Annotated in this window: 27 protein-coding genes and 1 pseudogene; 16 read left to right on the forward strand and 12 right to left on the reverse strand. The window is 60.4% G+C overall.

What is annotated here, in order from left to right:
- Nucleotides 1-129 precede the first annotated feature (129 nt).
- A complete protein-coding gene (locus ACTAQJ_RS21985) occupies nt 130-636 on the reverse strand; it encodes a hypothetical protein (protein WP_498699403.1) in 507 nt (168 codons plus the stop codon).
- Between the two features lie 219 nt (nt 637-855).
- On the opposite strand from ACTAQJ_RS21985, the gene ACTAQJ_RS21990 reads away from it, so the two are divergent.
- The 10 genes and pseudogenes from ACTAQJ_RS21990 to ACTAQJ_RS22035 all read left to right on the forward strand — a co-directional run bounded on the left by ACTAQJ_RS21990 (nt 856) and on the right by ACTAQJ_RS22035 (nt 9131).
- Nucleotides 856-1242, forward strand: a complete 387-nt coding sequence (locus tag ACTAQJ_RS21990; RefSeq protein ID WP_498699405.1) for a hypothetical protein — start codon at nt 856-858, stop codon at nt 1240-1242.
- A gap of 220 nt (nt 1243-1462) precedes the next feature.
- On the forward strand, nt 1463-1708 hold the full coding sequence (locus ACTAQJ_RS21995; RefSeq protein WP_498699407.1) for a Flp family type IVb pilin: 246 nt from the start codon (nt 1463-1465) through the stop codon (nt 1706-1708).
- Nucleotides 1709-1796: 88 nt separating this feature from the next.
- The gene (locus ACTAQJ_RS22000) at nt 1797-2171 is read left to right on the forward strand and encodes a TadE/TadG family type IV pilus assembly protein (protein WP_216926392.1); all 375 of its coding nucleotides are present in this window, start codon (nt 1797-1799) and stop codon (nt 2169-2171) included.
- A complete protein-coding gene (locus tag ACTAQJ_RS22005) occupies nt 2159-3187 on the forward strand; it encodes a Tad domain-containing protein (protein ID WP_498699408.1) in 1029 nt (342 codons plus the stop codon). The genes ACTAQJ_RS22000 and ACTAQJ_RS22005 overlap by 13 nt, the downstream gene beginning before the upstream one ends.
- A 33-nt stretch (nt 3188-3220) precedes the next feature.
- On the forward strand, nt 3221-3997 hold the full coding sequence (gene cpaB / locus ACTAQJ_RS22010; RefSeq protein WP_498699410.1) for a Flp pilus assembly protein CpaB: 777 nt from the start codon (nt 3221-3223) through the stop codon (nt 3995-3997).
- Nucleotides 3994-5190, forward strand: a complete 1197-nt coding sequence (locus tag ACTAQJ_RS22015) for a CpaE/TadZ family protein (RefSeq protein WP_498699411.1) — start codon at nt 3994-3996, stop codon at nt 5188-5190. Before cpaB ends, ACTAQJ_RS22015 begins: the two co-directional genes overlap by 4 nt.
- Nucleotides 5191-5396: 206 nt before the next feature.
- Nucleotides 5397-6708, forward strand: a pseudogene (locus ACTAQJ_RS22020) (TadA family conjugal transfer-associated ATPase).
- A gap of 7 nt (nt 6709-6715) precedes the next feature.
- Nucleotides 6716-7648 (forward strand): type II secretion system F family protein, encoded by a 933-nt coding sequence (locus ACTAQJ_RS22025; protein WP_498699414.1) that lies wholly within the window; start codon nt 6716-6718, stop codon nt 7646-7648.
- 8 nt (nt 7649-7656) lie between these two features.
- Complete coding sequence (locus ACTAQJ_RS22030) at nt 7657-8541, forward strand: type II secretion system F family protein (RefSeq protein WP_498699416.1); 885 nt, start codon at nt 7657-7659, stop codon at nt 8539-8541.
- A 116-nt stretch (nt 8542-8657) separates the two neighbouring features.
- Nucleotides 8658-9131: an Hpt domain-containing protein gene (locus ACTAQJ_RS22035; protein ID WP_498699417.1), complete on the forward strand. Its 474-nt coding sequence runs from the start codon at nt 8658-8660 to the stop codon at nt 9129-9131.
- Here ACTAQJ_RS22035 and ACTAQJ_RS22040 read toward each other — a convergent pair.
- Nucleotides 9128-9901 (reverse strand): response regulator transcription factor, encoded by a 774-nt coding sequence (locus ACTAQJ_RS22040; protein WP_498699419.1) that lies wholly within the window; start codon nt 9899-9901, stop codon nt 9128-9130. The genes ACTAQJ_RS22035 and ACTAQJ_RS22040 overlap by 4 nt on opposite strands.
- Before the next feature lie 213 nt (nt 9902-10114).
- Between ACTAQJ_RS22040 and ACTAQJ_RS22045 the strand changes: the two genes are divergently transcribed.
- The gene (locus ACTAQJ_RS22045) at nt 10115-11797 is read left to right on the forward strand and encodes a sensor histidine kinase (protein ID WP_498699421.1); all 1683 of its coding nucleotides are present in this window, start codon (nt 10115-10117) and stop codon (nt 11795-11797) included.
- Nucleotides 11798-12005: 208 nt separating this feature from the next.
- On the opposite strand, the gene ACTAQJ_RS22050 is transcribed toward ACTAQJ_RS22045, so the two are convergent.
- Genes ACTAQJ_RS22050 through ACTAQJ_RS22065 form a run of 4 tightly spaced genes read right to left on the reverse strand, consistent with a single transcriptional unit; the run spans nt 12006 to nt 13329 of the window.
- Complete coding sequence (locus tag ACTAQJ_RS22050) at nt 12006-12146, reverse strand: hypothetical protein (RefSeq protein WP_498699422.1); 141 nt, start codon at nt 12144-12146, stop codon at nt 12006-12008.
- Nucleotides 12143-12688: a DinB family protein gene (locus ACTAQJ_RS22055; protein WP_431116205.1), complete on the reverse strand. Its 546-nt coding sequence runs from the start codon at nt 12686-12688 to the stop codon at nt 12143-12145. Before ACTAQJ_RS22055 ends, ACTAQJ_RS22050 begins: the two co-directional genes overlap by 4 nt.
- A gap of 27 nt (nt 12689-12715) precedes the next feature.
- Nucleotides 12716-13132, reverse strand: a complete 417-nt coding sequence (locus tag ACTAQJ_RS22060) for an arsenate-mycothiol transferase ArsC (RefSeq protein WP_431116203.1) — start codon at nt 13130-13132, stop codon at nt 12716-12718.
- Nucleotides 13132-13329: a low molecular weight phosphatase family protein gene (locus ACTAQJ_RS22065; protein ID WP_431116202.1), complete on the reverse strand. Its 198-nt coding sequence runs from the start codon at nt 13327-13329 to the stop codon at nt 13132-13134. The genes ACTAQJ_RS22060 and ACTAQJ_RS22065 overlap by 1 nt, the downstream gene beginning before the upstream one ends.
- 117 nt (nt 13330-13446) lie before the next feature.
- Here ACTAQJ_RS22065 and ACTAQJ_RS22070 point away from each other — a divergent pair, with 117 nt between their 5' ends.
- The 3 genes from ACTAQJ_RS22070 to ACTAQJ_RS22080 all read left to right on the forward strand — a co-directional run bounded on the left by ACTAQJ_RS22070 (nt 13447) and on the right by ACTAQJ_RS22080 (nt 15360).
- Nucleotides 13447-14307, forward strand: a complete 861-nt coding sequence (locus tag ACTAQJ_RS22070) for an Rv1352/Rv1906c domain-containing protein (protein WP_431116201.1) — start codon at nt 13447-13449, stop codon at nt 14305-14307.
- A gap of 201 nt (nt 14308-14508) precedes the next feature.
- Nucleotides 14509-14862 carry a MarR family transcriptional regulator gene (locus ACTAQJ_RS22075; RefSeq protein ID WP_498699425.1) on the forward strand — a complete coding sequence of 118 codons (354 nt, stop codon included), beginning with the start codon at nt 14509-14511 and terminating at the stop codon, nt 14860-14862.
- 90 nt (nt 14863-14952) lie between these two features.
- Nucleotides 14953-15360, forward strand: coding sequence for an ester cyclase (locus tag ACTAQJ_RS22080; protein ID WP_431116199.1), 408 nt, complete (start codon nt 14953-14955; stop codon nt 15358-15360).
- 21 nt (nt 15361-15381) lie between these two features.
- On the opposite strand, the gene ACTAQJ_RS22085 is transcribed toward ACTAQJ_RS22080, so the two are convergent.
- Nucleotides 15382-15825 (reverse strand): SRPBCC family protein, encoded by a 444-nt coding sequence (locus ACTAQJ_RS22085; RefSeq protein ID WP_431116198.1) that lies wholly within the window; start codon nt 15823-15825, stop codon nt 15382-15384.
- 83 nt (nt 15826-15908) lie between these two features.
- The gene (locus ACTAQJ_RS22090) at nt 15909-16625 is read right to left on the reverse strand and encodes a hypothetical protein (protein ID WP_431116197.1); all 717 of its coding nucleotides are present in this window, start codon (nt 16623-16625) and stop codon (nt 15909-15911) included.
- 134 nt (nt 16626-16759) lie between these two features.
- Between ACTAQJ_RS22090 and ACTAQJ_RS22095 the strand changes: the two genes are divergently transcribed.
- On the forward strand, nt 16760-17023 hold the full coding sequence (locus ACTAQJ_RS22095; RefSeq protein WP_431116196.1) for a hypothetical protein: 264 nt from the start codon (nt 16760-16762) through the stop codon (nt 17021-17023).
- A gap of 171 nt (nt 17024-17194) precedes the next feature.
- Here ACTAQJ_RS22095 and ACTAQJ_RS22100 read toward each other — a convergent pair whose 3' ends face one another.
- Together ACTAQJ_RS22100 and ACTAQJ_RS22105 are read right to left on the reverse strand one after the other, a co-directional pair.
- Entirely contained in the window at nt 17195-17599 is a 405-nt protein-coding gene (locus ACTAQJ_RS22100; protein WP_431116195.1) for a DUF1003 domain-containing protein, read from the reverse strand.
- Between the two features lie 140 nt (nt 17600-17739).
- Nucleotides 17740-18894, reverse strand: coding sequence for an epoxide hydrolase family protein (locus tag ACTAQJ_RS22105; RefSeq protein WP_431116194.1), 1155 nt, complete (start codon nt 18892-18894; stop codon nt 17740-17742).
- A 63-nt stretch (nt 18895-18957) separates the two neighbouring features.
- Here ACTAQJ_RS22105 and ACTAQJ_RS22110 point away from each other — a divergent pair, with 63 nt between their 5' ends.
- Nucleotides 18958-19908: a helix-turn-helix transcriptional regulator gene (locus ACTAQJ_RS22110; RefSeq protein WP_431116193.1), complete on the forward strand. Its 951-nt coding sequence runs from the start codon at nt 18958-18960 to the stop codon at nt 19906-19908.
- Nucleotides 19909-20010: 102 nt separating this feature from the next.
- Here the strand turns inward: ACTAQJ_RS22110 and ACTAQJ_RS22115 are convergent, their stop codons facing one another.
- On the reverse strand, nt 20011-20799 hold the full coding sequence (locus ACTAQJ_RS22115) for a phosphatase PAP2 family protein (protein ID WP_431116191.1): 789 nt from the start codon (nt 20797-20799) through the stop codon (nt 20011-20013).
- Between the two features lie 52 nt (nt 20800-20851).
- Nucleotides 20852-21790, reverse strand: a complete 939-nt coding sequence (locus ACTAQJ_RS22120; protein WP_498702240.1) for a LysR family transcriptional regulator — start codon at nt 21788-21790, stop codon at nt 20852-20854.
- Nucleotides 21791-22029 lie beyond the last annotated feature (239 nt).

Here is a 22029-nt window from a genome sequence, read left to right on the forward strand (position 1 = left end):
CGGATCTGAAAAACCAAGCTCTGCTGCCAAGCATAGGCCCCTTAAACGCCCAACGCGGGGTCATTTAGGGCCCATCCGGGGTGGATTTATGGGCCCTAAATGACCCCGCGTTGCGGAGATGGTTTCGGGTCAGGTCTGCTTGCGGCTCGCGATCTCGTCAGAGAGCTGCTGCACGTGGGCGGGGTCCGCATCCCGGGCAAGGGCGACGTAGTGGTCCATGACCGCCGGCCGGTAGCGCACAGGCAACGTCTGTCCTGGGGCGAGTCGGGTGAGAGCGGTGATCGTGAGGTCTTCGTCCGCGATGCCGCGGAACGAGATGCCGTCGGCGGTCTCCACGTCGAACATCAGGACCACGCGCGGATTGCTGTTGACCTCCCGCCAGTCGACGAGAACGCCGAGAGCAAGCGTCCCAGTGCGCAGTTCCGCATTGCGCTTCCGTGCATCACTGCTCAGGAGGGGATTCGGGGCGACGCCCGGGAAATTGGGCCCGACGCCGAGCGACTCCCGACTCAGGTCGGGCCTGAGCTGCTCCATAAGATCGTTGAGCTTCTGCTTCTTTGAACCGAACATCCTGACCCTTCGCTGACACTGCTGCCGGAATCCTGGCTTGCGCTTCGCCTCACCGCGAGTGTACATCGCGCAACGCGGGGTCATTTAGGGCCCATCCCGAGGGGATTTATGGGCCCTACCTGACCCCGCGTTGCTTTAGACCAAGTACAGGGCAAGCAACCGAGTAGTCGGGCCGGCCGGAAACGAGTACCCACTACTCGTGACGGGTCCCTCCTGCAGCCGATTCAATGGAGCACAGAGGATCTCAAATGACGTTTGTTGGAGGGGTTTACGTTGAGTACAGGAATGGAATCGGCAGCAATGTTCGCGGGGTCGCTGCCCGGGCTTCTCCTTATGTCCGTGGGACAAATAATGGTGGTGGTGTGCCTGTGCTTCGACATGGTGCGTGCGCTGTCATTGCCGAGTTCACGCCCCCGGTACGTGGCGAATACTATTTTCAGGACCTTGGCGGTGCCTTCCATCCTCGTGATGGGGATCAGCGCGCTCGCTGAAGCGGTTAACTGGTCCTGGATTCAGGTGGCCATGAGTATGGCCGTGCTGGTGATGATCATCTTCCGCTGGCACTACGACAAGGACGAAGACAACTGGTGGAAGGGCAAGGGCAAGAAGTTGGCCAAGTGGGCGCGTAAGCAGCTCTCGCCGCCACCGGTGGTCGCGCCTGCAATGGGCTGACAAAAACTCGAAAAATAAGGCCGCGCCGATGATGGCGCGGCCTTTTTGTGTGGGCAACGCAAGGGAATTCCTAGGATTAGCGCAGGAAATGCGCAGGTTCCAGAGGCTTTCCACAGGAAGTCCCAAGGACTCCGATATGGGCCTCTTTCCGTTGCTACGTTGATTGGGAGCTGGTATCGGGCCAGCCCACATCTCCCCAACTCGCTCAGGAGTTTTCAAAATGTTTGCTACCTTCCGCACCATCGCATCCCGTGCCCGTCGTGAAGAGAACGGCGCTACCGCCGTCGAATACGGCATCATGGTTGCGCTCATCGCCGTGGTCATCATCGTGGCCGTTAGCCTGCTCGGCAACAACCTCGTCGAGACCTTCAACAGCTCAGCCTGTGCCGTCAAGGGCGGCGCTTGGACCGCCACCACCACTGCCACCGCTACAGTCCCTTCCGTCCCAGGCAGCTGCTCAAAGTAGTCCGACTCACGGCGGGTACCCGGGTGGGTGGGTCGGTGGCCCCACCCACCCGTTCCTCTTTCCACTTTCGATAAGAAGGCAGATCCACATGCACAGGACATCAGAACGGGGTGCGGTAGCGGTCGAGTTCGCGTTGCTCGCACCCGTCCTGATTCTCCTGGTCCTGGGGATCATGGAGTTCGGGCGGGCTTACAACGCGCAGGTCTCGCTCACGAACGCCGCCCGCGAGGGCGTGCGCGTGATGTCGATCGCGAATGATCAGTCGGCAGCCAGGACCGCAGCGAAAAACGCGGCTGTAACCCTGAATCCCAAGCTGGCAGATGCGAACTTCACCTTCAGTGCCACCAGCTGCACGTCCGGTGCGCAGATGTCAGTCACCGTCAAGTACACACTCAGCACCCTCACGGGAATAGCAGGACCGTTCCCGATGCAAGGCGTGGGGGTGATGGTATGTGGCGGCTAAAGGGCAATGACGACGGCGAACGCGGGGCCGTTGCGGTCCTCATAGCTCTCATTCTGGTTGCGTTACTTGGCTTTGCCGCTCTCGCTGTGGATGCTGGAATGCTCTACTCGGAAAAGGCGCAAGCGCAGAACGGATCCGATGCCGCGGCCTTGGCCGTGGCGGAGAAATGTGCCGCCAGCACCAGTGACCCGAACTGCTCCACTACGTCCCAGATCGCCAAGGACATGGCCAACAAGAATGCTGTGGACGGCCTTGGAAACATCAACTCTGTTAACCTTGATCTGACTAACCGGAAGGTAACCGTGTCCGCCGGCTCCCAACAGGCCGGTGGGGCTCCAAATGCCGTTTCCCTTGTCTTTGGCCGTGTCCTGGGCATGAATTCTGCGGACGTTGTGGCTTCCTCGACCGTACAGTGGGGCAGCCCACTTAAAGGAACTACTCCATTCCCCTTGGCGTTCTCGATCTGCCAAGTGCAGGGCTACGTTGGGGGCGTCCAGCAGCTGTTGCAGGCTCACGGCACCGGCGCCAACCCCAGCTGCAACTACGGGCCTTCAGGCGCGGCAGTAGAGGGCGGATTCGGATGGACCATCCAGGATCCTGGGGTGTGCGGTGGCACCATTGACCTGGCGCTGAGCGAAGGTGGCAGCGCTCCCGGGAACAGTGTGCCGCCAAATTGTTCCGCCACCCTCAACAAGTGGGCCGCCACCATCAATGCCGGAAAAGACATCATTGTGCTGCTTCCGGTCTTCAATTCCGTTACGGGCACAGGCAACGGAGCCATTTACCACCTGATCTCGTTTGCCGCTTTCAAAGTAACGGGATGGAAGTTCAGCGGCGGCAGCACCCTTCCGGATGCTTTCCACAACGAGAGCCCCTATGTGTCCTCCGCGCTGTCCTGCACCGGAAATTGCCGGGGAATCGTGGGGAGATTCGTCAAATACGTATCGCTGGCGGACGGCTATTCCTTGGGACCCGTGGATGCCAACGGCGTCACCGTAGTGCGCATGACCAACTAGCCTTTCCAAATTTATAAGCACAGGAAGTGTTAAGTGAAATCACGCTTATTGGCAGGATCGGCAGCAGCGCTGCTGGCGGTCATAGGGGTGATCCTCGTATTCGTCTATGCACAGGGCGCTGATCAACGGGCTGTCCAGAATCTTGCCCCTGTTGAGGTGTTGATGGTCAAGGCTCCGATTCCCGCCGGCACACCGGTTGAGGCCATGAAGGCTTCCCTGGCTGCCCAGCAGCTTCCGGAGTCGTCTGTCCCCGAATCGGCACTCAAGACACTGGGCGATTCGGCCGGCAAAGTGGCTGCCGTAGACCTCGTTCCAGGGGAACCGTTGGTTGCCGAGCGCTTGGTTGCTCCTGAGGCACTGAAGACTCCGGGAAACGTCGCAGTGCCTCCCGGAATGCAAGAGGTCTCCTTTCAGGTGGAGCCCGTGCGTGTGGTGGGGGGACGGGTGGTTCCTGGTGACCACGTGGGGATTTTCATTTCCATGCAGAACGGCGGCATTGAGTCCAAACCGGATAAGGAAACTACCCAGCTGTCCATTCACAAGGTGCTAGTGACTGCAGTGCAGCGGGCCCCCGAGCCAGCACCCACGAGCGAGCCCAGCCCTGCCCCCAGTCCCGGAACCACAGCACCTGATCCTAAGGACAGCACGCTGCCCACCGGTTCCCTGCTCCTGACTGTCGCAGTGGGCGACTCGGATGCAACCAAGATCGTTTTCGCCTCCGAGTTCGCCAAAATTTGGCTGAGCAAGGAGCCGGTGGACGCCCAGGAGAGCGGACCCAGAATCATCCAACGGAGCGAGGTGTACAAGTGAGCCGGTTTGTCCTGATAACCCCCAGCGCGGAATTTGATCAGCGCTTGCGTCAAGCCGTTGCCGGCGGACTCCCGGGATCTGTGCAGACGTTCTTCACCAACGTCCTGCCGGTAGACCCGGCCGAACTCTTCGGCGCCCTGGACCAGGGACAACTCGAGGTGCTGATCCTGGGTCCGGAGGTGCCCGTGGAGGATGCGATGCGCCTGGCTACAGTCCTTAATGTTCAAGTGCCGGAACTCAGCGTGCTTCTTGTCGCCGAGCCGCAGCCAGACTTTATCCTCCAGGCGATGCGATCCGGCATCCGCGACATCATGAGCCCCTCCGCCGACATGGCCGAGATCAGGGTCACCCTGGAGCGTGCGTGCCAGTCCTTCGCCACCCGTCAGCGGACTTCGGAACCTAAACCAGCGGGAGCACCGAAGGGACTGGTGATCGGCGTCTTTTCTCCCAAGGGTGGTGTGGGTAAGACGACCATCGCCACGAACATTGCCGTGGGCCTGGGCAAGATAGCGCCCATGAGCGTAGTGATCGTGGATCTGGATTTGCAGTTCGGAGATGTCGCCTCGGGGCTCTACCTCAATCCGGAACACACCGTTACCGACGCTGTCACGCCCTCGGCCAGCCAGGATTCCTTGGTGCTCAAAGCATTTCTCACGGTCCATCCGGCCAGTATCTATGCTCTGTGTGCGCCCAAAAACCCTGTTGAAGCAGATGAAATTACTCCCGAACAGGTGGGCCGGCTGCTGGAGCAACTTGCCGAAGAGTTTCAGTACGTGGTGGTTGATACAGCCCCTGGGCTGCCTGAAATCGGCCTCGCGGCGCTGGAGCAGTGCACCGATGCGGTGTGGGTGTCAGCCATGGATGTGCCAAGCGTGCGAGGCCTGCGGTCCGGACTGGACATCCTTCGCAAGCTAAACCTGCTCCCTGAAACCCGTCATGTGGTGCTCAACATGGCCGATTCCAAGTCCGGGTTGTCCGTCCAGGACGTTGAATCCACCGTTGGTGCCCCCGTTGATGTCAGCATCCCCCGGTCAAAAGCAGTCGCGCTCTCCACCAACCGGGGAATTCCGGTGCTTCAACAGGGGGCGAAGGACCCAGCAATCAAGGGTTTGAACCATCTCGTTGAACGCTTCAACCCCGCATGGCGGGCCTCATCCCAGCGAAAACTGCACAGGAGGGTGGTAGTCCAGTGAAGCTCTCTGAACGTCTGCGCGATGCCGAGCAAGAATCCGCGGGTCCAGCGGTTGCGCCTGGGCAAGGACTAAAGCCGGTCTCGACGGCGAACCCCACCTTTGCGCAGGCCGCACAGCAGGCCAAGCCAAACGTTCAAACGAAGGCGGCCGCGGTTGCGTCGAAACCCCACCTCTCGGCGAAATTGGCTGATCATCCGGATGCTCCGATGCCAAAGGCCCAGCAGCCGGTGGACGCGTTCGCTGCCCTGAAGCGACGGGCTGCAACCGCATTGTTTGAGCGCCTGGGGGCGAGATTCAACGACTCAACATTGAGTGAGCAGGAGCTGCGGACGGCTGCCCGCGAAGAGCTGACCAGAATCATTGACTCTGAACAGGTGCCGCTCTCTCCCGAGGAGCGCAGCCGGCTGGTGGCCGATGTGGCCGACGACGTCCTGGGCTACGGGCCACTGCAACGCCTGCTGGATGACCCCGAAGTTACGGAGATCATGGTCAATAGGATGGACCAGATCTACGTCGAACGGCGCGGCAAGCTCATCCTCACTGATTCCGGATTTAGCTCCGAAGATCATCTGAGAAGAGTTATCGAACGGATCGTCTCGAAGGTGGGACGCCGAATTGACGAGTCATCCCCGCTGGTCGACGCTCGGTTGGAGGACGGCTCACGCGTCAACGCCGTGATCCCGCCGCTTGCTGTCGGCGGTTCCTCCCTGACAATCCGAAAATTCAGCAAAGTGCCCTTGACCATTAGAAATTTGATCGACTTCGGCACGCTGACCCCTGAAATCGCCGAACTCCTCAACGCCTGTGTCAAAGCGAAATTGAACATTATTGTTTCCGGCGGTACCGGAACCGGCAAAACCACGCTGTTAAAATGTCCTGTCTTCCTTTATCCCCGAGGACAACCGGATTGTCACCATTGAGGACGCCGTGGAACTGCAGATCCAGCAGCAGCACGTGGTCAGGCTTGAGAGCCGGCCACCAAACACGGAGGGCAAGGGCGAAGTCACTATCCGGGAGCTGCTCAGGAACTCCCTCCGTATGCGCCCCGACAGGATCGTGGTGGGAGAGGTGCGCGGGGGAGAGTCGCTGGACATGCTGCAGGCCATGAACACAGGGCACGACGGCTCACTCTCAACGGTGCACTCGAATTCTCCCCGGGACGCCGTGGCTAGGCTTGAAACGCTGGTTCTTATGGCTGGAATGGACCTCCCCTTGCGGGCAATCCGTGAACAGCTCGCGTCCGCCGTGAATCTCATCATCCAAATTTCGCGTCTCCGCGATGGCACGCGACGAATCACCCATGTGACTGAGGTACAAGGGATGGAAGGGGACATTGTCACCCTCCAGGACGCGTTTGTTTTCGACTACTCGGCCGGCGTCGACGCTCACGGTATATTTCTGGGCCGACCGGTATCTACGGGTATCCGTCCGCGGTTCATCGATCGCTTCACGGACTTGGGCATTCATGTCTCTCCCGAGCTTTTTGCTGCTCCACTGACGTCGACGCCGAGGACGTGAGCGCGCCATGATTCTTTTCGTCGGGCTGGCCCTCATGCTGTCAGCCATCGTGCTGTTCGGAGTAGCCGTCATTCTGCCAAAGGCACCCGAGGTTCCGCTGGACCGGAGGAGGCCCTATCAGGTGCTTCCTGGTTCCCATCTGACGCGATTTACCGGGTCCGCCACGGACATGATTCATGGTGTGTTGACGCGGCGCAACGTTCGGCTTTTCAACCGCGAGCAGCTCGATGACGCGGGTGTGCGAATGAGCCAAGCGGACTTCGTCGTCTTGGTGATTGCAGGCGCGGTGGTAGGAGCCTTGATCGGGCTGGTTGTGGGCGGCGTTCTGGTCGCGATTCTCCTCAGTGTCCTGGCACCCTTCGTGGCCCGGCTGGTCCTGAAGGTCCGCGCGGGCAAAAGAAGAGACAAATTCGAGGATCAATTGGGCGACACACTACAGCTGCTTTCTGGTGGACTAAGGGCTGGCCACAGCATCCTCCGCGCCATCGACGCCGCTGCTGCGGAATCAGTCAGCCCCACCTCCGAAGAAATGCGCAGGGTCATCACCGAGACAAGCCTGGGACGGGACTTGCAAGCTTCCCTGAACGATACGGCGGAGAGAATGCGAAGCGAGGATTTCGTATGGATAGCCCAAGCGATCCAGATCAACCGCGAGGTGGGTGGGAACCTCGCAGACGTGCTGGACCAGGTGAACGACACCATTCGCGAACGCAGTGAAATCAAAGGACACATCAAGTCCCTGGCTGCAGAGGGAAAGTTTTCCGCGTACATCCTGATGGCTCTTCCCGTGGGAATCGTCATCATGCTCATGGTCGTCAACCCCGGCTATATGAACGTGATGTTTACCAATCCGCTCGGTTGGGTGATGATCGTGGCTTCTGTCATCTTGATGACCATCGGTGGTCTGTGGATGCGCAAGATCATCGATTTGAAATTTTGAGGTGAACCTTGCACCCTTTCCTGCTTTTATCCTTGTTGCTCGTTCCGTTGCCGAGCGCGTATTTCGCGTGGTCCCTCCTTTCAACTGACCGGAGGACCCCGCGAGCAGTCCGCGAGCTGCTCTCCAGGGGTCAAATCGCTATTGAAGTGGAGCAGCAGAACAGGAGCGGGGGCTTGGAGCGCCTCGGATACAGGCTGACCCCTGGTAGCTACGTCCAGAAGCTGGATAGGCTGCTGGCGCTGGCCGGCCGACCGACCTCGCTTCCGCTTGGACGTGTCCTCGCAGCCAAGCCCGCGCTTGGCCTTCTCGGCGCGATTTTCGGTTTCTTTATCACTACCACCAGCCAGAGCGGACTCATCAAGCTGGTGGGGATCTTTGTGGTCCTGCTGGGATATTTCATTCCGGACCTGATGCTTTATAGCAAAGGTCAGGAACGGCAGAAGAAAATACAGTTGGAACTCGCAAATACCATGGATCAAATGCTCATTTCCGTCGAGGCCGGCTTGGGCTTCGAAGGAGCCATGGCTCGCGCGGGCGAAAACGGCAAGGGACCGCTGGCGGAAGAACTTGTCAGGACACTCCAGGATATGCAGGTTGGACGGAGCCGACGCGAGTCGTATCTCGCGTTGGCCCAACGAACCAACATTCCTGAGCTCCGAAGCTTCGTGCAGGCGGTTATCCAGGCAGACACGTACGGGATTGCCATTAGCCGCGTGTTGAGAGTTCAGGCGAAGGTCATGAGGGTTAAGCGCCGGCAACGCGCCGAGGAGAAAGCGATGAAGCTTCCGGTAACAATTCTCTTTCCCCTGCTATTCTTCATCTTTCCGGTTCTCTTTATTGCCATCCTGGGACCAGCGGTCATCAACACCATAACGGCGCTCAGTGGTGGATGAGCGGAATAAGTAAATTGCGCAATAAGAGAAACTCAAGAAATCAGGAGGAGCTGAGGATTTGCTCAAGATCGGCACAAGATCGGTTTAAATCTGAGTTCAGGAAGTAGCATCGAGTTATGTTCAGTTCAGAGTTCAGTGAGGTCGACGAGCGTGGGGACTCCGACCATATCGGCCCAGCGGAGGGTTCCACGTGGAAGCCCGACGCCGATCGGCGGCCGATATTGGACCTCGCGGAATTCCAACTCTTGGAAGATCAGGTGGGCGATCCGCGCACAGCGCGCAAGTTTGCAAGCGACTTTGCCCGACTCTGGCGAGTAAGGTACGAAAGCCTCGCTACCGCCGTCGAGCGTGGTGACGAAGCGGCGGCCCTGGACACGATCTTGAGCCTCAGGACTTCGTCTTCCATGGTGGGCGGGCTTCGCCTTGCGTTCCTCGCAGCGCAACTGGAGGAACACGTTCTGAACGGCGAATTACTCGATGCCCAGCCTCTCCTTGATGAGATTGCTGACTGTGGTCAGCGCACGGTCAAGGAGCTCAGGGAAAGCTACGTTCTGAGGAATGAAAGCCCGGAACCGGATCCCATCTCCTAATGGGGTCTTTTCGGGGCGAGTCGATAGCCGACTCCCCGGATCGTCTGCAGAAACCGGGGAGACTGTGAATCTTCGCGCAGCTTTCTGCGAAGATTCCCAATGTGGGTTTCAACAGCCCGTTCGTCGGCCTCGCTGATATAAGCGTCGTCGTCGTAGTAGTCACCACGGGCAGCTCGAACCAGGTCAGCCCTTGACCGCACTTCCTCCGGGTTGCGAAGCAAATCCAACAGCAGATCGAATTCGCTTCTGGTCAAGGTCAGGGGAGAACCATCAAGGGCAACTGCCCGGGATTTGTAATTCAACGACAATCCATTGTGTTCAATGACCGCATCATTGCGTCCATTCGAACGGGCCAAGCCAGTGTCGCCGGCTTCCTCAGGCAAAGACAACCCACTGCCCATACGGGGCCGCCGCATCATCGCTGTGACTCTTGCCCTTAGCTCGCGGGGCAGGAACGGCTTTTTCACGTAGTCGTCCGCGCCCGTCAGAAAAGCGGTCAGGGTGTCCGGTTCATCTTTGCGTGCAGTGAGCATGACGACATAGGCATCACTAAATTGTCGGATTCGCCGTAAAACCTCGTGACCATCCATGTCAGGAAGTCCGACATCCAGTGTCACCGCCACGGCATGATGATCTCGAACAACTTCGACGCCTTCGCGTCCAGTCGCGGCGGAATGGACCACAAAACCCGCCTCTTTTAGGATGGCGCCCACCAAATTCCGGACGTCTTCATCATCCTCAATGACTACAGCAACCCCAGGCTCGTTCATTGATTCCCTCGAGTCGGCGCACATCCCCGCAAGCCCAGCGCAGAGCGGGAAGCGTCACCCAATACGTACGATACAAGCATTCAAGTTTTATAGCACCTAATATGTGCAATATGCGCCGTCCCAACGTTCCGGTTTTACGCTCCGCCCCCCGCTCTTCCCGGAATCGGCGCGAAACGATATTTGGTCCGTGTCCCCCAAACGAAGGATTCTGCCTTGACTGAGCAGCCTTTGCTTCGCACAGCCGCCCGAATCTTCAGGAAACTGACGCCCCGGGCCCGGGTAGCCGTCTGCGAATTGCCTTTGACCCTGGTGGTCGGAGGATTGTTCGTCTCTGCCCCAGCCCTATGGCCAAATCTCATGCAGAACGGGTTGTTTGTCACCGGAATCTTCATGCATGCACTCCTTTTCCTGAGTTGCTTCCTGGTACCGTGGGAGCGCCTTGCGCCGGGCGCGAGCCTGGCCATCCCGGTCTTGGACCTGGTTGCCCTCGCATTTACGCGAAGTGGTGCATATGGCTCGCTGCCAGGCCTCGTCGTTCTCGCACTTTTTCCTGTGATCTGGTTATCCGCCTCAGGTCTGCGAACCAGGTCAAGCCTTATTATCAGCTTTCTTGGTCCCCTCGTAATTGCCCTCCCGCCGTTCATTTCGCATCTGCCAAAGCCTCCGTCCTCCGACATGTTCTCGGTTATCGTCTTGCCCCTGGTGATGTTTGCTGTTGCACTCACCATTCGCCTCTCAGGCTCCAATGCCAGGATCCAGCAACAGCGTGTCAGGCAGCGTGACCAAGCTTTGCGGCAATTGCTCGCGGCGAGCAGGGATCGCGAAATGCTGCTTGGGACGATCCTGGACACAATCGACGTCGGAATTGTCGCCGTCGATTCCAAGGGCGAGACGCTTTTGACCAACAACCAACAAAAAGAATTCCATCGCGTGGCGACTCCGTCCCGGTCTGGAGCCGCTCCCACACGGGACGAGCTTTTGATCTTTGGTCAGGATCGGCTGACACCGCTTCCGCCCGAAAAGAGCCCCACTCAAAGGGCAGCCCAAGGGGAGACGTATTCGGATTACCTTGTGTGGTTCGGCACGGGAGCAGAACAGCGGGCCATTTCGACCGCCGCACGGAGCATGAAGTACGGCGTCGACGAAGGGTTCGGCGGTGCCGTGATCGTTTTTCGCGACGTGACCGACGTTGTCCAGGCCCTGGCGGCCAAGGATGAATTGGTTGCCAACGTCTCGCACGAATTCGGATCCCCACTGACCTCTATCCTGGGCAACCTGGACTTGGTGCTCCGCGGGGACGAAGAGCTCTCCGATAAAGTCAAGACCCGCTTGGAAGTCGCCGAGCGCAATGCGGAGCGGCTCCGCGTTCTGGTGAATGATCTGCTCATGTCAGCCGCCGCAGTTGAGAGCATCCACCTACGGCGTACAGACGTCGCTGGCCTGGTTGAAAACAGCTTGGTGTCAGCCCATGCGCAGGCCGATTTTGCCAATGTGGGCCTCGTGGCCGATGTCCCTTCACCCCTGTGGGCAGATGCTGATCCTCTGAGGCTGGGTCAGGCCCTGGATAACCTCGTGTCCAATGCCATCAAGTACTCCCCGGGTGGCGGACGGGTGACCGTGAGGGCCGCCCGGAACGACGGGTGGATCCAACTGGAAGTTCAAGATACCGGTATGGGTATGACCACCGAGGAGACGTCCAAGATTTTCACGCGCTTCTTCCGGACAGGCGCTGCCCGGCAGGCCGCCATCCCAGGCGTAGGCTTGGGACTGTCCATCACCAAGTCCATCGTGGAACGCCACGGCGGCAGCATCACGTGCACCAGTAAACCGGGAAGAGGCAGCACCTTTACGGTGTCGCTTCCGGCCACGCCAGCCGAGGAGAACATGAAGGCATAGGCCCGTTCAGTGCATAAAGCCGCTACCGTCCCAGTCGCGGTCATACTTCCCGCACCGCGTGCATCGCCTATAGCGGCCGCTGCCATCGTCTGCCGATTCCACGTGCCAGGCGTGACTCAAGTTCAGTTTGCACATGAGCATCTTGAGCATGGCGCTCTCCGTCCTTAGGCACGCTCAACCCCGCAAACCGTGATTGCTTCGTGCCTCTTCAGTTTAGGCAGTGCACCCTTTCGGCAGGTAGGGCACTGGCGATCGGGCATGCCAGGAAGATGTTCTGGAAATCCTGGTTGACGTCCACGTCAGCGATTTCGTGCATCGTCGCCGGTGGGCCGTCGGCAGCCTTGGTCATTTTTCGGAGGGTTCCTTCTCGGGTCCATGGAGGCTCAACTGTCTGGCGTGGAAGTTGAAATGTTGAGTGCCATAGGCGTAGACGTCCGCGACTGTCATTTCGGGTTTGAAGAACGGGTCCCACCGGGTTGGGAAGGGCATTGACCTGGCCAGGGTCGCCGGGGTTTCTTTTTCCAACCGGCGGGTCAGTGCTTTGATCGTTTTGTCTAATTTCCGGCCCATGCGGTGCCTGTTATAGACGGTGGCGGCCGCCCGGGATCCCCAATAGTTGACGACGTCGAACGGGCCTGTAGCGGCGTTCAGGCCAGCGGCGAAAGCCTTTTGCCATGAGCGGGGCAAGCGGCTGATGAGACGGACCAGCGGGAGAAGCGCCCGGACGATCATGTAGCCGAAGACCATGTGGAAGAGCAGTTCCTCATTGGTCCAGCGGGTCCCGTTGCTCTGGCGTTGGAGATCGTCAGTGGTGGCACGGGCCAGCCAGCCACTGAGCTCCCCGCGGGCACGGTTGTATCCGGCGGCGGTTGATTCCTGGCCTGGTTCCATGATGCGAGGTGGATTAGGGGCAGGAGGTCAGTTCTGAACGAGTTCGTCGTAGAGCTTTTCGACCCGTGCCTTGATGTCGTCGCGAACCAAACGCATGCGTTCCATACCTTCGATGCCGCGTTCGGAGGGTTCGTCGGTTTCCCAAATCTCGAAACGCTTTCCGGCTGGTGGGTCGAGCTTGGCTTCGGTTCCGAGGACGATTACGGCGTCCACGGAGTTGAGGACTTCGTCTGTTATCGGTTTGGGGTATTCGCCGGTGACGTCGATGCCCAACTCCGCCAGCGAGTCCACGGCTTGGCCATTCAAGGACTCAGCTGGTTTGGTGCCGGCGGAGTAGACCGAGAGGCCCTTCCCGGCCAGGTCTCGCATGAGACCGGCGGCGAGCTGGGATTTGCCGCCGTTCTTGCTGCAGACGAACAGGACGGAGGGGTGTTCGGCGGTCATTAGAGTGCTGCTTCTTTCGTGAGGGAGGCGACTAGGTTTTTCACACGGTCGTGGATATCGTCGCGGATGGCCCGGACGGTGTCGAGGGGCTGGTCGGCGGGATCGGTGAGTTCCCAGTCTTCGTAGCGTTTGCCCCTCAGTTTAGGCGGCGCGCCCTTTCCGCCGGTAGGGCACTGGCGTTCCCGGCGTTCAGTCATGCCCGGAAGATGTTCTGGAAAGCCCCTGATGTTCGGGCTCGATGTCGTAGTCTGATGCGTAGCTGGGCCAGCTGCTGAGGAACGCGTCATAAGGGTTACTTTCATTGGGGGAATTTGATGACGAATGACACGGATGGTGCGGCTTACGGCCAGTCGGACGTGCCAGCGGTGCCGCTGCAACAGCCGCAGCCATTTGCGCCGCCGGGAGTGCCTCCGTACGGGTCGTCGCAGCCCTTTGCAGCACCGGCCGCTGCTCCGGCGCCACACCAGTACGAGCAGCCGCCGTCCCAGCAGCCGCCGTTCCAGCAGGGGCCTTTCCAGCAATCACCTTTTCAGTACCAGCCCTACTACCAGCAGCAGCCCTTCCAACAACCGGGCTTCGGACCCCCACCATCGCCGCCATATCCTGCACCCGAAAATTGGTCCAGCGGTTCCAAGAAGCGCTTCAGTCCGTCCTTTTGGATCGTCGGAGCATTGCTTGCCGTACTTGCCCTGGCCAATGCTGTTACGGGGAACGGCGAATCGATCCTGATTTTTATCGGCCTGGCAGCGCTGCTTACTGGTCTCTATTCGCTCATTTTCAAGAGGCCCTCCTGGGCAGCGTTACCACGCAAACAGGCAGCGATAGTGGTTGCCGTCGCCGGAGCGGCGTCACTTTTCCTCGGCGTGGTTGCTGCCGGGACTGAAGCCGTTCGTGATTCGGCTGTTGCCGCTGCTCCGCAAGCTCCGAGCACCATTCAAAACGGGACCGTTCAAGACGGGATCATCCAGGACGGGACGTGGATTGTTGGGAAGGATATCGCCCCAGGAACGTATCGAACCACGAATGAGGTTAGCCGCTCCTGCTCCTGGCAGATCACGCGCCCGGACAGCATTGACAGCTCCGAGGGAGCTGTGACGAGTGGATTCCCCACGGTGAAACTGGTCCGGGGCCAGAGGTTCATCAGCGAAGGCTGCGGAGGCTGGGCGAAGCTGTAGGCTCCACCCAGCAACCGCTAGCGACCTCAATCGTTTGTTTCCTTAGAACTATGTTCCATGGAAACAAAGTGTTAGGGTCTCTTTATGAACAAGAGCATCGAAACTTGGTCTCTATACCCTCTCTTCAGCGAACTGACCCGATTGGAAACTGAGCTGTGGGACGCGCTCGACAGCAGATTGCGCAAAGAGCATGGCCTCCCCATGAGCAGATTTGAACCGATGGCCGTCGTCGATCGCTTGGGCGCCTGCCGGGTATTCGATGTGGCCTCGGCTCTTGCGATTACCGTCGGAGGCACAAGCAAGCTCATTGACCGGATTGAAAAGTCCGGATATTGCCGTCGGAGAAATAACCCGGACGATCGCAGATCCTCCCTCATCGAGCTAACGGCGGACGGTCGCATGCTGCTGGAACGGGCCAGGAAGACTGTTGAAGCCGAGTTGTATCTGCGGCTGAATCCCGTGCTTACCGAGCAAACCACTCATGATCTCGTGGAACTGCTGGGCCGGCTGCGAAATGCCAATCGGTCGATGGCGGCTGCCGAGCGAGCGAGCTGACACGCTTGCGTGACCCCGAGTTCATCAATTAATAGCCGCTAACCAGCGGTGTGTGCCGTAGCCAAATAGAGACGTGAAGGAAGCAGCAAAATGACTGAAGAACTCCGCGGACGCATGGACCGATTCGTTGAATTCATCAATTCAGCCGACGAAAAGATTGGTGATGAGATCATCTCGCCGTCGGCAACATTCCATGTGCCCTTTCTGCCAGAGCCAGTGCAGGGTCCCAGCGGCTACCTCGAAATCATCGGGATAATGCGACAGGCGTTTCCCGACGTCCAGTGGTCACTGGAGGAAACCATCATCGAAGGAAACACGGTTGCCGCACGATTCATCCTTCGTGGCACACACCAAGGGGACTTCCTCGGCGTACCTGCAACAGGCAAACCCATCCAAACCCAGGCAATGAACATCTATCGATTCACAAAGGGTCAGATCAGTGAAGAGCACGGTCTCCCGGACCTCTTCGGGCTGATGATGCAAATCCGACAGGACTAACTGCAGATTCCCTAATAGGTGCTATCCGTCCGCCTCGAGCCGCTCCTTAAGCCGCCTGTGGCTCGCTGGGGCACCCCGCGAGGCGAGCTGACGTACGGCGGGCACGAGCGCCTTGCCGAAGCCGTGCCCCTCGAAATCGAGCTCGAACGTCACCCGCGACCTCGCGCCGTCGTCGAGCGGTTCGACGTCGATGCTCGCGTGAGGGCGGATCGGGCCCTCAACGCCGTGTGCGGCAAACCGATGGGGCGGCTCGACGTCCGTGATTTCCTGGGTCATCGTGCGCTCGTTGGGGCCGATCCGACGGGTGGTGGTGAACCGCGACCCAACCTCCCTGCCGCCGTCGCCCTCGAAGTGCACCTCCAGGACGTCAGCCTGCCACTCCGGGAAGCGCAGCGGGTCGCTCGCATACGCAAAAACCTCATCTGGCGGACGGTCGATTTCTATGGTGTGCGTGAGTGCTGACATGGCTCCTCCTTCTCCTCCATCGTCTCTCAGTCCAAGCGAAATCGACCCGGCGAGTTTGGATCAATGAGAGGGGAGACCGTGGGTCAGCCCCGCGCCACCCAGTCCGCGTTCGTCGACCGCCACACCGCCGCGGAAACGAACGTGAGCCCGACGATCTCAAGCGCGCCACCGGCCACGGCGAACCACTCGTTGCCGACGACGATGTTGATGACGTGGCCGATGGTCCAGCAGATGATGAGCGCGCCCGCCCACGACGGCACCCCGACGGCGCGCCCGGCCAGGATCACCGCGAGGCCGAGCAGCAGCGTGCCGACAAGATTGCCGATCGCGAACAGCAGGTAGAACGGCGCGCCCCACGTCCCCGTGGGCGATGCATCCAGGGCGGCGGCCGCATCCACGCCGCTCGTGGCCAGGGCGATCCTGTCGAGGTTGGCGAAGCTAATGCCGAAGTAGCTGATGTAACCGGCGACCATCAGCGCCACCGCCCACAAGGACAGTCGCGGACGGGCCGGACGCAGCAGTCGCAGCGCAGCGGGAAGCCCGAGCACTGCCAGCAGTGATCCGACAAGAGCGAACATGACGGCTGCCAGCAGGGCGCCGGGAGCCGCAGCGGCCAGCTCGAGGCCACCGGCGGAGCTGCCCGTGTCGCTGAGGCCGGTCGAGGTTGATACGCCGGCGTAGATCGCATTGCAGACTAGCTGACAGACGAAGGCGACCGGCAAGGCGATCGCGGCGCTACGGCGTCGGAACCCGGCGGTGGGATCGAGCACTGGATCCGGGTCGGAAGCCGAAGCATTCATGACCTGACTTTACGGCACTGCACCAGCAGCAGGAAGGGGCGGTACTCGCAGGCTGCGGTCATGCGGGGACAGTTCGGCACGCTCCGGTTGGTTAGGCGTGTACGAGCTTGTCAGGGCGCTATTCGAGGAGTCCGATGCCTTGGAGCCCCCTCGAGGCCGTGTGCGGCGAACCGATGGGGCGGCTCGAACTCCGTGATCTTCTGGGTCATTGTGCGTTCGTTGGGTCCGATCCGCGGGGTGGTCGTGAACCGGGTCCCCACCTCGCTGCCGCCCGCGTTCTCGAAGTGCACCTCCAGGACGTCAGCCTGGCACTCGGGAAAGTGCAGCGGCTCGCTCGCCCGCATACGCAATACCTCATCTGGTGGGCGATCGATTTCTATGGTGTGCGCGAGTGCTGATATGGCTCATCCTTCTCCTCCATCGTCTCCCAATCCAACCGAATTCGACGCCGGGAGGAGGGATCAATGGAGTCAGCAAAGCTGGCATCGGTAAGCCTGGTCGGCCACATGCTCGCGGAAATGCTCGGCACTGACTTCCTTGCTGCATGCGGTCTGGGAAGGTTTCCTCCTTCAGGAACCCCTGATATTCGTAAGTTCCCGCAGGATCGCAAGCTGCTCACGGTTGATGGTGATCAGGAGTTCGATCTCTTCCTTTGCTTTCAGGTTGGTGTCGTAGTCGTGCTGGGCCATGGCCGCGGCGATGGCGTCCTGTCGTTTGGCGGCGATCAGAAGGATGGCGCCTTGAAGTCCTGCCAGCATTGAAAGCAGGAGGTTCAGGAGTATGTAGGGGTAGGGGTCCCAGGCTTTCGTCACCAGTGCCAAGGTGTTGATGCCGGCCCAGATCATCATGAAGACGATGAAGCTTCCCACGAACGGCCAGCTTCCCATCCCGTTCCGCATGATGTCCGCCGCGCGCTGCCCCTTGGTAAGGGAAGCCTTGTGTCTGTCGTGCCAAGTCTTTTGTTCGTCGGTCATGTCCCACCCTAAGCCTCGGCCCGGGCGAACGGACGCTCTGGACGATTGGGACCCATGCTGACGGAAACTGCTATCCATACACGGGGCCCGAGCAGAGCGTGTACATGTCAGATGACCAAGGGATCGCCATCACTGTGGTTTCAGTGCAGGTTCCTGAAGAACTTTCGGACGTCTTCGATGAGCAGGTCGGGGGCTTCCATGGCGGCGAAGTGGCCGCCGCGGCTGAATTCCGACCAGTGCACCACCGCGTGTTCGAGCTCGAGGGTGCGTCGGATCGAGACGTCCATGGGAAATACCGCCACCCCTGTCGGGACCGTGGAACGTTCACTCGCGCCCCAGGCTCCGGAGTGCGCGGTCTCGTAGTAGCTGTTGGCTGAGGATCCGGCGGTACCAGTTAGCCAGTAGAGCATCACGTTGGTGAGCAACAGGTCCTTGTCCACTGCGTCCTCGGGCAGTTCGGCGGCCGGATCTGTCCATTCCTTGAACTTCTCCACGATCCAGGCCAACTGCCCGGCCGGGGAGTCGTGCAGCCCGTGTGCCAGGGTCTGCGGCCGGGTGATTTGGATCATCATGTAGCCGGACTGCTCGGTTTTTAGGTACTGCAGGTGCTTCAGCCGCGCCCGCTCGGGCTCGGTGAGTTCCGCCACCTCGTCCGGGTTCACCTCGGTAAAGGCGGAGAGCCCGTTCGCATGCACGCCGACGACCTTGTCGGGGTTGAGCCGGCCGAGCCCCGGGGAGATGACCGCACCGGTGTCCCCGCCCTGTGCGCCGTAGCGGTCGTAGCCGAGCCGGTTCATCAGCTCAGCGAAGGCCCTGGTCACCCGGTTGGTGTCCCAGCCAGCCTCGCCGGTGGGTCCGGAGAATCCGCTGCCAGGGATCGAAGGGATCACCAGATGGAACGCGTCCCCCGGATCACCACCATGTGCCCTGGGGTCGGTCAGCGGGCCGATGACATTCAGGAACTCCACGATCGAGCCGGGCCAGCCGTGGGTCAGGATCAGCGGCAGCGCGTCCGGCTCGGGCGAAAGCACGTGCAGGAAATGGATGTTCTGCCCGTCGATCTCGGTGGTGAACTGGGGGTACTTGTTCAGTTCCCCCTCGTAGGCGCGCCAGTCGTAGCCATCGCGCCAGTACTCGGCCAGGTCCTTGAGGTAGCTCACCGGCACGCCACGGCTCCAGCCAGCATCGGGCAGGTCCGCGGCCCACCGGGTCCTGGCGAGCCGGTCCCGCAGGTCGTCCAAGTCAGCCTGGGGAATGTCGATGGTGAAGGGCCGGATCTCTCTGTTGTTCTCCATACCGATAACTCTAGGCACCGGTTAGGTCAGGTTCGGTCCTAGGACTATGGCAGACTTTAAGCCATGTGGGAAACATCGGCACGGCTGCTGCGACTGCTCTCTCTCCTGCAAACCCGACGCGACTGGTCCGGCACCGAACTGGCCGAGCGGCTGGAGATCACTCCGCGCACCGTGCGCCGCGATATCGATCGGCTTCGCGGCCTCGGCTACCCCGTGCTGGCCACTGCGGGCACCGCCGGATACCGATTGGGTGCGGGCGCGGACCTGCCGCCGCTGCTGCTCGACGACGACGAAGCCGTCGCAGTCGCTGTCGGCCTGCGCACGGCCGCCGCTGGTGCGATCACCGGCATCGAGGAGACCTCAGTGCGGGCGCTGGCCAAGCTCGAACAGATACTTCCGTCCCGGCTGCGTCACCGAATCAATGCCCTGCAGTCGGTAGTCGTGCCGATGGCCAACACCGGCCCCACCGTCGACCCGAGCACGCTCACCGCCATCGCCGCCGCCTGCCGCGACTCGCTGCGCCTGCGCTTTGACTACCGCACCCACGACGGAACCAGCAGCATCCGCACGGCCGAGCCGCACCGGGTAGTGTACGCGGGCCGGCGCTGGTACCTCATCGGCTGGGACGTTGACCGCCAGGACTGGCGCACCTACCGCGTGGACCGCCTCGACCCGCGGATCCCCACCGGCCCCCGGTTCACCCCGCGCACCCCGCCAGATCCCGATATCAGCGGCTACACATCGCGGGCGATCTCCACGTCGGCCTACCGCTACCAGGCCCGGTTCACCCTGCACGTCAGCGCAGAGACCGCGGCAGAGCAGATCGCCCCCACCACCGGAGCGCTGGAGCCCATCGACGAGCACAGCTGCACCCTGCGCGCCGGATCCAACTCGCTGGACGAGTTGGCCATCTACGTGACAACAAAAGGGTTCAACTTCCAGGTTCACGAGCCCCCGGAACTCGTAGAGCACATCAGGACTCTTGCAGCCCGGCTCGCGACCGCGGCCACCTAAGTCCACGAATCAAGCGATCAAGGTTGTGCCACAATCCACCACAGGTGATGGGACCCCGATAGAACCAAGGAAGTGGGATCTGCACGGCAAGTGATCGTGACATCAGCCGCGCTTTTTCGCAGCCATCTCCTCCGGCCCGGGCAGTGCCTTTGTAGTGCGCCACGTGTCTAAGGCAATCACTGCGGCCAGCACTATGAGTGACAAAGAGACGGAAGCGAGGACATCCGTTAGCCAGTGATAGCCGAGGTACAGCCTGCTGATGGCTTGGGTAGCGATTCCTGCGACGGCGGCACTGAAGCCGGCAATGACAGCACCTATTCTGCGGCGGCGGGAAAAGACGAGGAATGCCCCCACAAGAAGGAAGTCGGAGGCGCCGAGCACGTGGCCGGAGGGAAAAGAGTAGGTGCTGTCAGCGCCGAGCACCATGAGATCCATGGGCGGTCTTGGCCGTTCGACCAAACGCGTAATGACTTGGGCGAGCAACACTCCGGTCAGCATAGCGCCAGCCAGCAGGAGAGGCCGCCAGAGTTTTCGCGCCCTGATGATCCAGATGCCGGTCACCGCCGCCACGATGATGGGCATGACTATAGGCCCGAAAATCGTGGCGAGGACAGCCATGACCGTGGTTGCCGCCGGTGAGCGTTGGCTCACGAACCACGAGCTGACTGTTTCATCCACTGTGGCCAGATCTATTTTTTGCTTTACTTCGGCGAGGATGAGGAAGAAGGTTCCGGCGCCGACCACCGCGAGGATAACCGCGATGACATAGAGGATCTTTTGACTCCGGGGTGCAACGTATCGTTCCGGGATGGTGAGCTTGTCGTGAAGGACCCCGGATGTATCTCCAGGTTCTTCGGGGATGTTCGACGACGGTCCGTCCGGGATGGGCATAACAAAGGATATCCGTTCCAGCGGCCAAGGGGATGGGACCAAGTAAGACGGCCTAGAGGTAATCCCCAACATGCTCCCGGGCAATTTCCAACAGCGTGGTGTGAAACGCGACTTCGGCCGGGGCGTAGACCTTGTCCTGGCGTTGGGCGAGGAGAACCCGGCGCAGTGGGGCAGCGGCGCCGAGGCTCAGCACCCGGACGTCGGGGTGCTGGAGTGCGACGGCGGTTTTGGGCACCATGGCGACGCCCATTCCAACGCTGACCATGGCCTGCGCTTCCTGGTAGTCGTTGGCCAGGAAGCCGATGGTCGGCTCGAAGCCGGCTTCGTTGGCCGAGCGCCGGAGCACTTCCACCACGGGATGCGCATCCGCACGCACGATCCAGGATTCCTTTTTCAGATCCTCCATCTTTACTTCATCGAGGTCGGCCAGGTGGTGTCCTTTGGCTACGAGGATGACTGTGCTTTCCTGGAACACTTCGGTTATCCGGATGGCGTCGTCATGGAAGCGATTCCAAGGGTAGTCCCAGAGCAGGCATAGGCCGGTCTCCCCGGATTCGAGGTCCGAGACCAGCTCCTCAAAACGCGCGCTGCGGACGGACAGGCTGATGGCCGGGTATCGCTTCTTGAAAGCGCGGATCACGAGCGGTAAGAACGATCCGGCGAGCGTGGGAAACGTGCCTACGGTCAGGGATCCGCGGCGGAGGCCGGCGATTTGGTCGAGATCGTTCCGGGCGGCGCGCATCTGCCCCACCATCTTGCGGGCGTGCCCTGCAAGCACCTGGCCGGCTTCTGTCGGCACCACTCCTCGCGAGCGGCGGGTAAGAAGCGGCTGCCCTACTTCCTGTTCCAGCTTCCGTAATTGTTGGGAAACCGCCGATGGCGTGTAGAGCATCAGATCGGCCGCAGCAGTGATGGATCCCTGCTCCACCACCTCAACCAGCAGAGCCAACCGCCGAATGTCGAATAATTCCTGACCGTGATCATTAAGCATCACTTAAGTCTCCTCCGATTTTGGTTCATTCTATGCAATGCCCCGCGATTTCCACCAGCAATTGCCTCAGGAGACAACCAATAAACCGAAGACGCACAGGCAGAAGCGGCCCGGAAGTTCAATGAATGAAGCATCTCTACACACCCCATCAAATATCCAACATTGTCTTCATTTGTGATCCGGATCATTCTTTTTATAGGCCCCTGAAACCCAGCGCGGCATGAGGAGATGGACGGATT

Source organism: Arthrobacter sp. alpha11c (assembly GCF_054149985.1).

What these genes read in the sequence shown, in the direction of transcription:
- ACTAQJ_RS22035 (WP_498699417.1), top strand. Translation starts at nt 8,658, where the DNA reads ATGTTCAGTTCAGAGTTCAGTGAGGTCGACGAGCGTGGGGACTCCGAC.
- ACTAQJ_RS22110 (WP_431116193.1), top strand. Translation starts at nt 18,958, where the DNA reads ATGTGGGAAACATCGGCACGGCTGCTGCGACTGCTCTCTCTCCTGCAA.
- ACTAQJ_RS22000 (WP_216926392.1), top strand. Translation starts at nt 1,797, where the DNA reads ATGCACAGGACATCAGAACGGGGTGCGGTAGCGGTCGAGTTCGCGTTG.
- ACTAQJ_RS22080 (WP_431116199.1), top strand. Translation starts at nt 14,953, where the DNA reads ATGACTGAAGAACTCCGCGGACGCATGGACCGATTCGTTGAATTCATC.
- ACTAQJ_RS21995 (WP_498699407.1), top strand. Translation starts at nt 1,463, where the DNA reads ATGTTTGCTACCTTCCGCACCATCGCATCCCGTGCCCGTCGTGAAGAG.
- ACTAQJ_RS22050 (WP_498699422.1), bottom strand. Translation starts at nt 12,146, where the DNA reads ATGACCAAGGCTGCCGACGGCCCACCGGCGACGATGCACGAAATCGCT.
- ACTAQJ_RS22095 (WP_431116196.1), top strand. Translation starts at nt 16,760, where the DNA reads ATGCCTTGGAGCCCCCTCGAGGCCGTGTGCGGCGAACCGATGGGGCGG.
- ACTAQJ_RS22085 (WP_431116198.1), bottom strand. Translation starts at nt 15,825, where the DNA reads ATGTCAGCACTCACGCACACCATAGAAATCGACCGTCCGCCAGATGAG.
- ACTAQJ_RS21990 (WP_498699405.1), top strand. Translation starts at nt 856, where the DNA reads ATGGAATCGGCAGCAATGTTCGCGGGGTCGCTGCCCGGGCTTCTCCTT.
- ACTAQJ_RS21985 (WP_498699403.1), bottom strand. Translation starts at nt 636, where the DNA reads ATGTACACTCGCGGTGAGGCGAAGCGCAAGCCAGGATTCCGGCAGCAG.
- ACTAQJ_RS22070 (WP_431116201.1), top strand. Translation starts at nt 13,447, where the DNA reads ATGACGAATGACACGGATGGTGCGGCTTACGGCCAGTCGGACGTGCCA.
- ACTAQJ_RS22005 (WP_498699408.1), top strand. Translation starts at nt 2,159, where the DNA reads ATGTGGCGGCTAAAGGGCAATGACGACGGCGAACGCGGGGCCGTTGCG.
- ACTAQJ_RS22105 (WP_431116194.1), bottom strand. Translation starts at nt 18,894, where the DNA reads ATGGAGAACAACAGAGAGATCCGGCCCTTCACCATCGACATTCCCCAG.
- ACTAQJ_RS22055 (WP_431116205.1), bottom strand. Translation starts at nt 12,688, where the DNA reads ATGGAACCAGGCCAGGAATCAACCGCCGCCGGATACAACCGTGCCCGC.
- ACTAQJ_RS22025 (WP_498699414.1), top strand. Translation starts at nt 6,716, where the DNA reads ATGATTCTTTTCGTCGGGCTGGCCCTCATGCTGTCAGCCATCGTGCTG.
- ACTAQJ_RS22090 (WP_431116197.1), bottom strand. Translation starts at nt 16,625, where the DNA reads ATGAATGCTTCGGCTTCCGACCCGGATCCAGTGCTCGATCCCACCGCC.
- ACTAQJ_RS22040 (WP_498699419.1), bottom strand. Translation starts at nt 9,901, where the DNA reads ATGAACGAGCCTGGGGTTGCTGTAGTCATTGAGGATGATGAAGACGTC.
- ACTAQJ_RS22115 (WP_431116191.1), bottom strand. Translation starts at nt 20,799, where the DNA reads ATGCCCATCCCGGACGGACCGTCGTCGAACATCCCCGAAGAACCTGGA.
- ACTAQJ_RS22065 (WP_431116202.1), bottom strand. Translation starts at nt 13,329, where the DNA reads ATGACTGAACGCCGGGAACGCCAGTGCCCTACCGGCGGAAAGGGCGCG.
- ACTAQJ_RS22075 (WP_498699425.1), top strand. Translation starts at nt 14,509, where the DNA reads ATGAGCAGATTTGAACCGATGGCCGTCGTCGATCGCTTGGGCGCCTGC.
- ACTAQJ_RS22120 (WP_498702240.1), bottom strand. Translation starts at nt 21,790, where the DNA reads ATGCTTAATGATCACGGTCAGGAATTATTCGACATTCGGCGGTTGGCT.
- ACTAQJ_RS22060 (WP_431116203.1), bottom strand. Translation starts at nt 13,132, where the DNA reads ATGACCGCCGAACACCCCTCCGTCCTGTTCGTCTGCAGCAAGAACGGC.
- ACTAQJ_RS22100 (WP_431116195.1), bottom strand. Translation starts at nt 17,599, where the DNA reads ATGACCGACGAACAAAAGACTTGGCACGACAGACACAAGGCTTCCCTT.